Source organism: Luteibacter sp. 22Crub2.1, assembly GCF_900167995.1.
Lineage (GTDB): Bacteria > Pseudomonadota > Gammaproteobacteria > Xanthomonadales > Rhodanobacteraceae > Luteibacter > Luteibacter mycovicinus.
In genome coordinates, this window is the sequence record NZ_FUYT01000002.1 from 108,445 (window position 1) to 121,597 (window position 13,153).

At 61.9% G+C, this 13,153-nt stretch carries 10 protein-coding genes; 4 read left to right on the top strand and 6 right to left on the bottom strand.

All coding sequences use genetic code 11. The features are described from left to right. Positions 1-35: 35 nt before the first annotated feature. Entirely contained in the window at positions 36-782 is a 747-nt protein-coding gene (locus B5X73_RS02330) for a siderophore-interacting protein (RefSeq protein WP_079520418.1), read from the top strand. On the opposite strand, the gene B5X73_RS02335 is transcribed toward B5X73_RS02330, so the two are convergent. The 4 genes from B5X73_RS02335 to B5X73_RS02350 form a co-directional block, all read right to left on the bottom strand. Beyond that, on the bottom strand, positions 772-1,488 hold the full coding sequence (locus tag B5X73_RS02335; RefSeq protein WP_090352744.1) for a FadR/GntR family transcriptional regulator: 717 nt from the start codon (positions 1,486-1,488) through the stop codon (positions 772-774). The genes B5X73_RS02330 and B5X73_RS02335 overlap by 11 nt on opposite strands. Before the next feature lie 83 nt (positions 1,489-1,571). After that, positions 1,572-2,933 (bottom strand): metal-dependent hydrolase family protein, encoded by a 1,362-nt coding sequence (locus tag B5X73_RS02340; RefSeq protein ID WP_079520420.1) that lies wholly within the window; start codon positions 2,931-2,933, stop codon positions 1,572-1,574. A gap of 18 nt (positions 2,934-2,951) precedes the next feature. Beyond that, complete coding sequence (locus B5X73_RS02345) at positions 2,952-3,731, bottom strand: alpha/beta fold hydrolase (protein WP_079520421.1); 780 nt, start codon at positions 3,729-3,731, stop codon at positions 2,952-2,954. Beyond that, on the bottom strand, positions 3,728-4,801 hold the full coding sequence (locus B5X73_RS02350; RefSeq protein ID WP_254857201.1) for a fumarylacetoacetate hydrolase family protein: 1,074 nt from the start codon (positions 4,799-4,801) through the stop codon (positions 3,728-3,730). Before B5X73_RS02350 ends, B5X73_RS02345 begins: the two co-directional genes overlap by 4 nt. A 124-nt stretch (positions 4,802-4,925) precedes the next feature. Between B5X73_RS02350 and B5X73_RS02355 the strand changes: the two genes are divergently transcribed. After that, positions 4,926-7,628 carry a beta-glucosidase H gene (locus tag B5X73_RS02355; protein WP_176167691.1) on the top strand — a complete coding sequence of 901 codons (2,703 nt, stop codon included), beginning with the start codon at positions 4,926-4,928 and terminating at the stop codon, positions 7,626-7,628. Positions 7,629-7,751: 123 nt separating this feature from the next. On the opposite strand, the gene B5X73_RS02360 is transcribed toward B5X73_RS02355, so the two are convergent. After that, on the bottom strand, positions 7,752-8,471 hold the full coding sequence (locus B5X73_RS02360; protein WP_079520424.1) for an SDR family oxidoreductase: 720 nt from the start codon (positions 8,469-8,471) through the stop codon (positions 7,752-7,754). A gap of 22 nt (positions 8,472-8,493) precedes the next feature. Next, complete coding sequence (locus B5X73_RS02365) at positions 8,494-9,762, bottom strand: MFS transporter (RefSeq protein ID WP_176167692.1); 1,269 nt, start codon at positions 9,760-9,762, stop codon at positions 8,494-8,496. Here B5X73_RS02365 and B5X73_RS02370 point away from each other — a divergent pair. Together B5X73_RS02370 and B5X73_RS02375 are read left to right on the top strand one after the other, a co-directional pair. Next, the gene (locus B5X73_RS02370) at positions 9,761-10,645 is read left to right on the top strand and encodes a LysR family transcriptional regulator (protein WP_176167693.1); all 885 of its coding nucleotides are present in this window, start codon (positions 9,761-9,763) and stop codon (positions 10,643-10,645) included. The two genes, B5X73_RS02365 and B5X73_RS02370, sit on opposite strands and share 2 nt — an antisense overlap. 272 nt (positions 10,646-10,917) lie before the next feature. Then, the gene (locus B5X73_RS02375) at positions 10,918-11,811 is read left to right on the top strand and encodes an alpha/beta hydrolase (protein WP_176167694.1); all 894 of its coding nucleotides are present in this window, start codon (positions 10,918-10,920) and stop codon (positions 11,809-11,811) included. Positions 11,812-13,153: the final 1,342 nt, after the last annotated feature.

The following is a 13,153-nucleotide window of genomic DNA, read 5'->3' on the forward strand; positions in this document are numbered from 1 at the left end:
AATGCGATAGATTCGCAATAAACACAGGTGACGCCATGCACATGTTCGATGCCCCCGGAGAGCCGCGCTTCCCGCCCTATGCCTATCGGGACCTCGAAGTAGTCTCAGTTCGTAAGCATCGAGGCTTGATTCGCGTGGTGCTGGGGGGCAAAGCGCTCGCCGACCTCACGGTGCCGCTCCCTGCCGCTTGGGTAAAAGTGTTTCTACCTGGGCCTTCGGGCGACGTTGGGCGGGCCTACACCGTGCGGCGTTTCGATCCAGTTCGCCAACTCCTAGAAATTGATGTGGTGCGCCGCCGTCAGGGAGGAGCCCTGTCCAACTGGATTTATGAGCGCCTTGCCGTCGGCGACCATCTGCACGTCGCCGGGCCCCGGGGAGGCGTGGAGCCCACGGCGCAGGCGGACTGGCACCTGCTCCTCGGCGACGAAACCGCGCTGCCGGCGATCGCCAGCATGGTAGAGGCCGGCCTTCCGGGACGTTCGATCGCTTTGGTGGAAGTGCCCTTTCCAGACGATGCCTACGACGAGAATCCGTTGATCCAGTTCCTGTTCCGGGGCCGTGCCGCAAACGACGAGCCGTCCTACCTGGAGACGGCACTGGACTCACTGCCGACGCTGCCCGGCCGGGGAAGGGTCTGGATCGCCGGCGAGGCCGCGGTCGTCAAGCGCTTGAAGCGTGCAGCAGTCGACCGATGGGGACCATCCGGCGTCACCGTTCATGCCGCGGGCTACTGGAAGATGGGGCAGACTGACTACAAGGATGACGCGCTGGTCACCGGCTGAGCCGTCGCGCGGCTGGTCGCGTTCGCGTGGACTCACCAGAGGCGGTGGTCAGCATCATGGTGGTGATGGCCTTGGCTACCTTGACGGCAGCCTTGGAATCCTGGGCGCGGACAGCATCGACCAAGGCCCGATGCAGCGCTTCGGCAGGGGCGTGGGCCTCGACCGCGGAAACGTGCTCGGCGAGTTGGGTGCGCACCGATCGCGCGAACAGGCCGTAAAGCTCCTCCAGCGCGACATTGTGCGACGCGCGCGCCAGAGCTAAGTGGAAGGCAAGGTCGTCTGCAGTGAATTTCGCGTGGCCTGGGGCGGGAGCGGCCGCGTTCCGCTTGCGAAGGGAAGCATCCAACTGCTTCAGATCCGCATCCGTGCGTCGCTCGGCGGCGCACCGCGCCACTTCGGCCTCGAGTAGCGCGAGCAGCTCCACGTGATCGCTCCATCCCGCCATTTCAATCCGGCGAAGCACGGCCGAGGAATCTTCGCGACTCCGGACGATGGTGCCGTGGCCTTGCCGCACCTCCAGCATCCCAGCATGGATTAGCACCTTGATCGCCTCTCGGAGCGTATTTCGACCCGTGCCAAAAATGGCGCAAAGCTCAGCTTCGATCGGAATTTTTTCCCCGACCGCCCAGGTGCCATCGACGATCGCCTCACGCAGCGCTTCCAGCACACTATCGACGAGCGACGTACGGCGTATCGGGGCAGGCATGGCAGGATCTCGGTTAGATATGCCGCGAGATCCTACCATGGGATGTTTCTTTCCGAACCACGGCGTGGTCGACGGCCCTGAGCTTAGCGCGCCGTACTTGAGTTCATCGCGGGCTTGGGCTTGACTCGTTTTACTCCAGCGTCAACGAGTGGGTCGCCGCCGCTGACGGAGCGGATGACGCCGCGCTCCGGCAGGATCGTGCGGGTGTTCTTGTGGATCTCGCCGTCCTTCATCACCAGCAGGATTTTCTCGGGATCCTGAAGCACCGACAGATCCTCCAACGGGCTGGATTCGACCAGCACCAAATCGGCGAAGCACCCTTCGCGCACCTCGCCGATCTTTCCTTCCATCATCATGATATCGGCTCCGCCGCGGGTGGCGGACATGAGCGCTTCCTTGGGGGTCATGCCGATGTATTTGACGAAGTACTCGAGGTCGCGCGAGTTGGTCCCGTGCGGCATCCACGCGAAGCCGTAATCGCCACCGGGAAGAATGCGGATGCCGCGCTTGTGCATCTTGGCAAGCGTCTCGGAAGCGACTTCCAGCTCACGGAAGTACCCCATCTTCTCGGCGACATCGCGGGTGATGCCGTACTCTTCCGCGTTGTAGCAGGTGTTGACGAGCCAGCCGATCCCAGGCGCCACGATGTGTTTATCCTTGGCGGCCTCGAGCATGTCGAGCGCTTCGGAGTCCGCGAAGCTGGCGTGGAACACCAGCTCCAAACCGTGTCGAACGCACTGCTTCACGGATTCGCTGGACCGGGCGTGGGCCGCTACGCGCTTACCGAAGCGCTTGGCTTCCGCTGCAAGCATCGCCACTTCTTCCTCGGAGAATGGCGTCAGTTCCGCATCCATGCCGGCGATGTACTCGCCCGACAAGTTGATCTTCAGGTGGTCCACGCCATACTTGATGAACATGCGTGCCGCCTTGCGCACCTCCTCCGGGCCGGACACCACTTGGCCAAAGTTGAGTTCGGGGTAGGGCAGGTGCGGGAGGGTGTTGTCGCCCAGACCGCCGGCCGTGGTGATCTCCTGACTCCCGGCGAGGTAGCGGGGGCCCGGAAAAGCGCCGGCGTTGATGACATTGCGCAAGACCACGTCCAACCGCGCCTTGGCCGCCGCGGCGCCGAGCGCTGAGGTCCACCCCATTTCCAGATACCGCTTGGCCACGCGCACGCACCACAGGATGTGTTCTTCGGGCGGCATGAACTGAATGGCGGCCAGGCTGGGCTGGTCGTTCCACGAGAAATGGGTGTGCGCCTCGGTCATTCCTGGCATGAGGAACGCCCCATTGCCGTCGATGTGTTGCGCGCCGTCGCCGTTCACCTGCGCTCCATCGCGGGCCACCGACACGATGCGGTTCGCCTTGACCAGGACCTCCCCCGGGTAAGGGTCGGCACCGGATCCATCGAAAATTACAACATTCGAAATAACCAACTTAGTCATATGACCTCCACCGGGGCATCAGTGCGCGTAAAAGCCCCGCAGCGCGTCGATGCATTCAAAGGGCTTTTCGAGCGGCGTCCAGTGGCCGCAATCGTTCACGATGACCAACTGGGCACGGCTGAACCGGGCGGCCAAGGCCTTGTTGCCGTCGGGTGATCCGACGCCGTCTTCCGAACCGGTAACCAACAGCACCGGCGCTTCGACGTTCTCGATGGCGGCGGGAGTCGCTTCTGCCAGGGCCTCGCAACTTTGCGCGTAGCCTTCCGGAGGCTGGCGCATCACCATCTCGCGGATGGCAGCAATCACCGCAGGTGATTGCGACTTGGTCGCAGCACTCGTAGCGGCCTTCGTTATGGCATCCGCGATGTCCTGCATCGCCGCGATTCCCTGGCGAGCGGCTTCCGCGCGCGCCCGGGTCGCCACCTTCGCCGCATCCGGTTGAGCTGCCAGTGCGCCGAACAACGCGAGGCTCAGCACACGATCAGGATGAGCGACTGCGAGGTGCTGGGCCACGATGGTCCCCATGGAATGGGCGGCCACGTGCACCGACGGGAGATGAAGCGCATCCAGGACGGAAACGACCGACGCGACGAATTTCTTGATCGACAGCGGTGACGACAATAGATCAGATCGTGCGCTGCCTGGCAGGTCGATGCGCACGATTCGCTTGCCATCGAACGCGGGGATCAGAGGGGTCCACAGATTCGAGCTTCCGCCCAAGCCATGGATGCACAGAATCGTTTCGTCGCCTTCGCCATTGAGTTCGACCGCAAGCCCGTGAATCACCTGCGTGCTCATGCACCCACCTCGTTTTCCAGCACGCCAATCTCAGAAATCTCGATGCGCATGCGGTCGCCGACCTTCAAGAACCGTGGCGGATTGAATCCGATGCCCACGCCCTCGGGCGTGCCGGTCGCGATGATGTCGCCCGGATGCAAGGTGATCCCCGCGGAAATCGTTTCGATCAGCGTGGGAATGTCGAAAATGAGATCGCGGGTATTGGCTTCCTGGCGAAGTTCCCCGTTGATCCAGCAGCGCACATCGAGGTTTGCCGCATCGATGTCGTCTGCCGTGACGAGCACAGGACCCATGGGCGCAAAAGTGTCGAATGACTTGCCGAGGAACCACTGCTTGTGGCGCTTTTGCCAGTCTCGCGCCGTAACGTCGTTGAGGATGGTGTAGCCGAAGACGTGCTTGAGCGCGTCCGCCTTGGAGATCCCACGCCCCCCCTTGCCGATGACCACCGCCAGTTCGGCCTCGTAGTCCAGGGCCTCTGTCACCCCCTCCGCTGCCCATACCGGCTCGCCGTCGGCGATCACCGTCTCAGGAGATTTCGTGAACACGATCGGTGATTCAGGAATGGCGTCGGCGGGGTTGGCATGCCCCGCATCGAAGCCGCTCTTGGTGAATTCCTGTGCGTGGTTGATGTAGTTCTTTCCAACGCAAAAGATGTTTCTTGACGGACGAGGGATCGGCGCGAGGAGACGCACGTCCGTGAGGGCCACCGGCTCACCCAAGGCCAAGCTCGCGGTTGCCTCACCCGAACGAATCAACGCAAGCACATCGGTTACGGGAGTCCCGCCCTGCGTCAGCGGGGCCAGGGAGGCGCCGTCTGCGCTCAGCGCTCCGACGCCTTGCTGATGGTTGTGAATGAAAGTTGCCAGTTTCATGAGTGCTCCATTTGTAATCCAATCGCGGATTATTATGAACCAATATAAACCGCCGTGAGCCAATGTCACCTTGCGATGCACAAAAATCGATACAGTCAACGTTCGGCGGAATAGCATTGGTTCAATTGGTTGGCGCGTGCGGCGGTCGACATCGTTGATCTCGCCCCAGTCCTCGGCTCCTTGAACTGCGATCGGCATCTCACTTCGCGCATTCCGTAGATGGGCCAAGGCCACGACGCCTTCCTCACAACTGCATATGGGATCATCCTATGAATTCGGGCGACAGGGGTTGCCCATCGTTGAAACGTTGCGGAGGTCATCCATGAATCGGTATTTGATGGCTGCGGCGATTGCCGCAGCGCTTACGTGCAGCATCGCTGAGCCCATCCATGCGCAGGCCGCTGCAGCGGCCAATAACGCCGCTGGCGTCGGGGGCGCGGTCAGGGGCGGTGTGATGGCGGGCAGGGGTGGCGCGGCGTTTCGCACACTCCGTGGCCAGAACGCGGTGCGCGGGCATGCGCCTGACTTTCTTCGGGAGTGGATTGCGGACAACGCAGCCGACCAAATCGTTCGGCGCATGACGCTTTCGGAAAAACTGAACTACATCGGCGGAACGGGCGCATGGGACATCAAGCCCCTGGACCGGTTCAACCTGCCGCAGATCTACGCCACCGACGCCTCCCTCGGCGTACGTCTTTCCAGTCCCGCTGGCGTGAGCTATCCCGCAGGTCAGGCGCTGGCTTCGACGTGGAACACTGCGCTTGCGAGAGACTTCGGTGCGTCGCTCGGTCGCGATACCCGCGAACTCGGCTTCCAGAATGTCCTCGGACCTGGGTTCAACATGTATCGGACCCCGTATGCGGGGCGTGCATTCGAATATATGTCCGGGGAGGACCCGTATCTTGGCGCCGCGCTCGCACCTGACATCATCGACGGCATCCAACAGCAGGGCGTCTGGGCAACGCTCAAGCATCTGGTCGCCAACGACGAGGAAGAAAATCGTCTGAAGATCAACGTCAAGGTCGACGAACGGACGCTGCGGGAACTGTACCTCGTGCCGTTCGAGTCGGCGGTCAAGATTGCCAAGCCGGCGAATATCATGTGCTCGTTCAACCACATCAATGGCGACCAGGCCTGCGAAAGCGCCCACGTCGAGAGCGACATCGTGAAGAAGCAATGGGGTTACAGCGGCTTCATCGAGTCCGACTACAACGCGATCATCGACGGTAAGAAGGCTGCATTGGCAGGCACGGACATCGACATGCCCCAGGGCATTGGGATGAATGAAGCGAACCTGCGCCCATTGGTCGAGAATGGGACGATCCCACAGTCTGTCATCGACGACAAGGTCCACCGCATCGTCAAACAGCTCCTGCTGTTCGGGTTCACCGAAGGCAAGACGTCGACGGATAACACGCAGACTGCGGACGAGCGGCTGCGCAGCGAGGGGATCGCTCAGAAGGTGGCAGAAGAGGGCATCGTGCTCCTCAAGAACGCCGACAGTAACCTTCCGCTGTCGAGCCGGCCGCTGCGCATCGGCGTCATCGGGCAGCGCTCGGTGAGTGCACCGCCCGCAGGATTCGGCAGCGCCAACATCGACCCGTATGAATACGTCAACGACATCGACGGCATCCGGGCGGCCGCTCCCTCCGGGTCAACGATCACCTACATTGACCGGATGTCGCTCGATCCGGGCTTGACGCCAAGCGTCTCGGGGTTCACGGGCGCCTATTCGTATGCCGGCAACACGGTCACCCGCGACGACAGCCTCATCAACCTCAACTGGAATCAGGGCGCCTCACCGTTTGGCGGCAATTTCCCGGATGCTGCCGTATGGTCCGGGCAGATTCGGCCGACGGTCAGCGGCGACCATGTGTTCAAGATTCGCGCGGACGGTGCCGTTCGGGTGCAGATTAATGGAAAGGAAATCATCAACAACGGGGCCGGGACGGTCATCACCCCGACGATTCCGCCGACGCTGCCCGTGAGCGGCACCATCTCGCTCAAAGCAGGACAGGTGTACGACGTCAGCATCCAGTACGAGCGCAAGCCCGACTACTTCAGCACCCTCGGTGGCTTCCAGGGCGTGCAATTCAGCTGGGCCCAGCTTGTTCCCACGCCCGACCTGGCAAGCTATGACGCGGTGGTCGTGGTCGGTGGCCTGGGCTCCGAATACGAGGGGGAGGGCTTCGACCGCCCCTTCAAGCTGCCCGAAGCACAAGACGAACTCATTGCGAATATCGCAGCGGCCAATCCCCATACGACGGTGGTGATGCACGCCGGCGGCGGCGTCAGCATGCGGCCGTGGGTCGATAAGGTGGCCTCGGTGCTCTATGCGTGGTATCCCGGGGAAATGGGTGGCAAGGCGCTTGGCAACATCCTGTTCGGTGCCGTCAACCCATCGGGAAAGTTGCCGATCACAATCGAGAAGTACGAGTCGGATAACCCGACGTTCGCCAACTATCCGTTGCCGCAGAACAGCCTGCAAAGCACCGATATCGACTATAGCGAAGGACTGCTCACCGGTTATCGCGGGTTCGAAGCCAAGGGCATCGTTCCGGAGTTCGCCTTTGGCCACGGCCTGTCCTATTCTACCTTCAACTACGGCAACGTACGCGTCACTATGGGGAACATCCCCTTCCTTGACGACCGCAATATCGTGGGCACCGTTCGTTTCCGGATCACTAATACCAGCAAGCGTGAAGGTGCGGAGGTCGCGCAGGTCTACGTTGGCGAGAATTCGCCCTCCGTGACGCGGCCGAAGAAGGAACTGAAAGGCTTCGTCAAGGTTGACCTGAAGCCGGGCGAGAGCCGTGAGGTGGCCGTCCCGCTGAACGCTCGCGCATTTGCCTGGTTCGATACCTCGGCTACCGCGTGGCGCGTCGACCGCGGCGCCTACACGGTGTCCGTCGGGGCGGCGTCTGATGCCATCAAGGGTTCGGATCAGGTGTTCCTACCGAGGGGCCAAACCCTGTCGGTGCACGACAGCCTGCCGATCGTGATGCCGGACTGGGCGCGGCGTTAATGCCGACTTGGGGGAGCCCGACGGAAGTCGTGGCTCCCCCGTTTTTGCGGATTGGAAACCGCGTGCAAAACAATGGCCCAGGTCGCTTGACGGCGACCTGGGCCATTGCTGTGGCTCGAGCCTTTATGCGATGCGTCCGCCTCCGTCGACGTGAATCACCGTCGCATTGATAAACCCGTTGGTCATCACGGACAACACGGCTTCAGCAATGTCGTTAGCCTGGCCTACCCGGCCCACGGGAAGCTGGCTCGCCATCGAGTCGAACATCGCCTGCCGATCTTTGGCCGACAGGAAGTCCCACGTTGGAGTGTCGATGACGCCGGGGGACACCACATTTACGCGCACCGGCTTCAGCTCGAGTGCAAGGCCCATCGCCATCCCTTCCAACGCCGCGTTGAGCGCAGCCACGATGGTGGCGCCCGGCCCCGGGCGATAGGCAGCCAGACCAGAAAGAAACGTAATGCTGCCCCCGGCGCGCAGCAACGGTGCGGCGTGTTTCGCGGCGAACAGCGGGCCCCAGAACTTGGAGGCAAGCATGTCCTGGATTTGCGCCGTGCTCACCTTGTCGATGGGTGCGAAGGTCAGGCTTGCCGCGGTGCTGACCACATGATCGACGCCATCGAGGGTGCTGAACGCACGACGGACCGAGTCCTCGTCGCCGATGTCCACCGATTTCCAGGAGGCTTGCCCTGGGATGGTCTCCGCGGCTTGCTTCAGTTTTGTCTCGTTGCGTCCCAGCAGCACGACCTCGGAACCCGCTGACGCGGCCTGGCGTGCCACTTCGAGACCCATGCCGGATCCGCCCCCGATCACGACGACCTTCTTCTTCGATAATGCGTTCATGCGTGTACTCCTGCTGTAAACATCATGGAATCAACCTGCGTATCTGGCGCTTGCTCAGAATGAGGGGGATGAAAGCGAGAACGGCCCATGCTCCGGCGACGGGCGCCAGCCACGCGAGTCCCGCGTGCGCAATGACCGACCCGCCAGTGAACGAGCCCAGCACGATACCGAGATTGAACGCAGCAATATTGAGCCCCGAAGCCACTTCGGCCAGATCGGCCGCGACGTGACCGGCCACATCGATGATTCGCGACTGGAACACGGAAACGGCAGCGAAGGCCGCAAACCCGAGCGTGGCAACGACCGCGTAGGCAAACCACGAATGTCCGGTCCATGCTGCTGTGCCGAGCAGCGCGAGGATGAGGATGGCAAGCACCATCAAGGAGGCGCGGTAGGCACCCAGTCGGTCGCGGAGAATGCCGCCTGTACCGTTGCCAATCACAGCCGCGGCTCCGAATGCCAGAAGTGCTGCGCTGATCTCGTCGCCGGACATGTCGACCGTCGCCTTCAGCAGGCTCGCGATGTACGTATAGACCGTGAACAACGCGGCATAAGTCGCGGCGGTGACGGCTGCGGTCAGCACGATGGGGGAGGACGCGAGTGCCCGCTCCAGCGGCGTGAAGGCTGGTCCGGTAGACGCAGGTGCGTCTTCGTGCGCGAGCTGGGATCGAAGCGCTGCCCATCCGGCGCCAGCCAACACGGCGATGGCCAGCAAGAGGGCGCGCCAACCCGTCAGCCCGTCCAAGAACGTGCCAAGAGGCACGCCGAGAACAAGCGCCACAGTCAGTCCGCTGAAGACCAGTGCAACCGCTCGCCCGCCTTTTGCGGGCCCGGCGGCCGTGGCTGCAGCACTGGACGCGACGGCGAGGAAGAGGCCGTGCGCCAGGCCGCCGGCGAATCGGGTCAGCACCACCAGCCAGAGCGTTGGCGAGACCGCCATGGCAAGGTGAGCCATGGTGAACAGAGCAAGGCTCGCCAGGAGCCGGCGGCGACGGGTCCAGGATGAGAGCCAGCCGGTCAAGAGTGCGCCGCCCACGCAAACGCCGAGCGCATAGGCCGTCACGGTGGTGCCCACCTCGGGGATCGTCACGCGGAACGACGCAGCCATCGATGGCGCAAGACCGATGACGATGAATTCGCTCAGGCCCAATGCGAAGGTCGAAAGCGCAAAGGCATAGATGACAAAAGGCACGGCGTATTCGCTTTTAAAAGCCTCAAGGGCAGAGGTTTTATCGTAGGGACGACCCTTGGTTGCTACTATGGTTAAAACAGCAAGGCGGCTTTTCACCATGGCAAAGCTCCCCCCGTTCGAGGGCATGCTGGAATTCGTCGCAGCGGTCGATGCCGAAAGCCTTTCTGCAGCCGCTGAGTCGCTGGGGGTTTCCGTCGCCCACGTCAGTCGCAAGGTGTCGGCCCTGGAGCGAGACCTGGGACAGCAGTTGCTTTTACGCACTCCTCGGGGCTGCGTTCCGACGGATGCGGGACGCTCGTTCCATGCGCAAGGCAAGGTATTGCTCGCGGGTCTGGAGGAAGCGCGCGATGCTGTGCGTTCCGGCGGCGCGACCGTCAGCGGCTTGATCCGGATCAGCATCGGTGGCTATTTCGCCGAGCGGCAGATCTTGCCGTTGCTCACCCGGTTTGCGGCCGCTCATCCCGCGGTCGACCTCGATATCGGGGTGGTGACGCGCAATGTGGATCTGGTGGCCGAGGGATACGATCTCGTCATCCGAGCTGGCCCGCTCGCCGACTCCCGGATGCGCGCGAGCAAGATTGCCGTCTTCCAGGGACACACGCTCGCAGCCCCCGCCTACTTGGCATCCCATGGCACGCCTGCGCATCCTCAGGAACTCCATCCATCACAATGTTTGGTCTTGGGGCACCGCGAGTGGGTGTTCATGCGCGGAGACACGCGGGTAGCCTTCGCGCCAGCAGGCCGCGTGCGCGGCGACAGCGGCCTGACGATGCTGACTGCTGCGCGCGCCGGTCTCGGGATCGCGCAGGTGCCCAGCTATTACGGTGAGGAAGACCTGGCCCAGGGGACGCTTGTGCGGCTTTTCGATGGCTGGCAGAGCGCCGGTGTCTTCGAGTTCTTTGCCGTGCTTCCCCCTGCCAGCTATACGCCCGGTCGCGTCCGTCAGTTGGTCGACTTTTTGCACGCCGAGCTGTCGCTCTGACGGGCAAGCGCAATGTGCGCATCGCAATCCGCGATGCGCGGGCCGCCGTCGGCGACACCTAGACGGAAAATCGTCGGCGACTGCGCATCCTCACGACCGGGCGTAGCCGATGCGGAATGACCGCGCAGCCACGCAGCGCGACCACATCCTGTTCCTGAAGGTTTTGCGTCATTCGTGATGCCGCGGATGCGACACCGTTCGGTGCTTCACGATCATTGCACTCGTGTGTGCATAATTTCCCCTCCGTGGCTTTCAAAGACCGGAGAAGCTCAGTGACTACCGAAACGATCCAATTCATCAGCGAAGGCATTCCCTGCGCGGGGACCCTGTATCGGCCGGTCGGGGACGGCCCGTTCCCGGCTGTGGTGCTCTCGCACGGGTTTGGCGCAGTAAGAGGGATGCGCAACATTCCTGAACTTGGCACCGCATTGGCAGAGAGCGGTGTCATCGCACTCGCCATCGACTACCGCTATCTGGGCGACAGTGGGGGCACGCCTCGACAGCAGGTCATCCCGCACGCGCAGCGGCAGGACTTGGTCAATGCCCTGTCTTACCTTGAGACCCGCAAGGATGTGGATGCCGCGCGTTTGGGGCTGTGGGGAACCTCGTTCAGCGGTGGCCAGTCGATCCAGGTGGCAGCGTTCGATCGCCGCGTGAAGGCACTTGTGGTGCAGGTCCCGGCGACGGACCTCTATCGACAGATCCAGTTCGAAGCGCCGTCAGAGCAGCGGGATCTGATCAACAGCACGATCGCGTCCGAGCGCCCGCGTCACTTTGCGGGGGAGGAGCCGGCCACGATGAAACTCGCAGACACTGCGGAAAACCCGTCCGTGTTTGGTCCTGAATCGTTGGACTGGGCAACACGCAATGAGCAGGAACACGCCCAGTTTCATAATTACGTGACGGTGACGTCGCTGGAGCAGGCTGTCCAGACCGCTCCTGGGGATTACATCGCGTCGGTATCGCCGACACCGCTTTTGCTGATCCTCGCCGAGCCGGATAAGACCGTTGTCACGAAGCTGACGCGCCAGGCATTCGAGCGTGCGCGTGAGCCCAAGCAAATGCTGGTCGTCGAGGGGCTTCACTACGACGCCTACGATGTGCCGGAAACGCTCGCCAAGGTCACGGCAGCCGCGCGGGACTGGTTCGTGTCCCACCTTCGCTGACCCATTCACGCCCGGCCAAGCCCGCGGATCAGCCCAGCAGGGCTCCGGCTGGTCGGGCATGACTTTGGCAGCACCCGCTGGCCCCATGGAGCGCCGTGCTGACCCAATCGCCCGGCGAGCCAGCCCGATCGGGGCAAATTGCCGGTTCGTCCCTGCCTTCAATGAGCCATCTCCACAGTAGCGCCTGGGGACCGAGTGATGTATCGTTCAAATGCTAGTCGTCCGCCACAAACGTGATCTAAAACAACGTGTTGTGACCGGCTGACGTGGTCTCCCTTCACCCGCTCCACTCAGTGCCATCATTGCGCTAAGTGCCTTTTCTGCAATGTTTTTATCGGCTTCGTCAGCGGACCCGGGCGACCTCCCCCGAGGTATCGTCTGAGGTATCGTTTTGTGCCCAAGCCTTTGCTGTTGTCCCGACGCAGCGGTTTCTATGTCCGCTTTCTGGTCCCCGAGTCGCTGCGCCCGGCTATTGGTTCGCGGTTCTTGGTGCGGCCATTGCATGGGATGACTAAAGAGGCGGTCCGGCTGGCTGCGGCGCTCTTAGATGTGGCTCTCTCGCAAGCGTGTTTCAGACCAGCCATTGCGCGTCGCGGCTTTCGTCGGCAGGGCTCGATGTCGGGCACGTGGAGAGTGTCGTAGGAAAGAAGTCAGTGGGACACTGAGGAGTGCCTCTGAAGGTACTACGGTTGGCCCCTTCAGCGGCAGATTAAACGTGAACGAAGTACCCCTCGAATTCCGTGCATTTCCACTTCAGGACGGAAAGGTAAATGTCGGAACAATCTTTCCATTGCAGTAGGCGCCAAGATGCGAAAATTGACGCAGTCCGAATCGTCTGTAGTCCGAACGCTCGGAAATCTGATTACAGATGACGTGCTTCGGAGTCAGTTCCTACTAGATATCAATGAAGTTGAGGTCACGGACGAATCGCCAGACGGATCTCGGTTGCTCTTTCACCTGCCCGATGTGCAGCTCCCACCTTATCGAGGTCAAGATAGCTTCCGCGGTCGCGACGGATTTCCCGTCGAAGGAAAATTGTTGGATGCAGATGGCGAGTTCATTGACGTCTATTTTTACCATGTGAATGGACGGATGTTCGAACTCGAACTTCTGCGGCCAGATGGTCAATCTATTTTGAATCCCAATTGGACATCGTTCACCGCGAAGTAAAGAGCGTGTTGCATCGAGATATCACGGGGCGGCCAATCAGGCCGTCCTCCGTGTTCATTGCGAGACTATATTCAATACCGGGTGTCGCAAAGAGTGAACGCGGCGTTACTCCGCCCGGAAATGAGGTTAATGTGGACCACGTTATCCCAAGGTCCAAGGGCGGAGACGGATC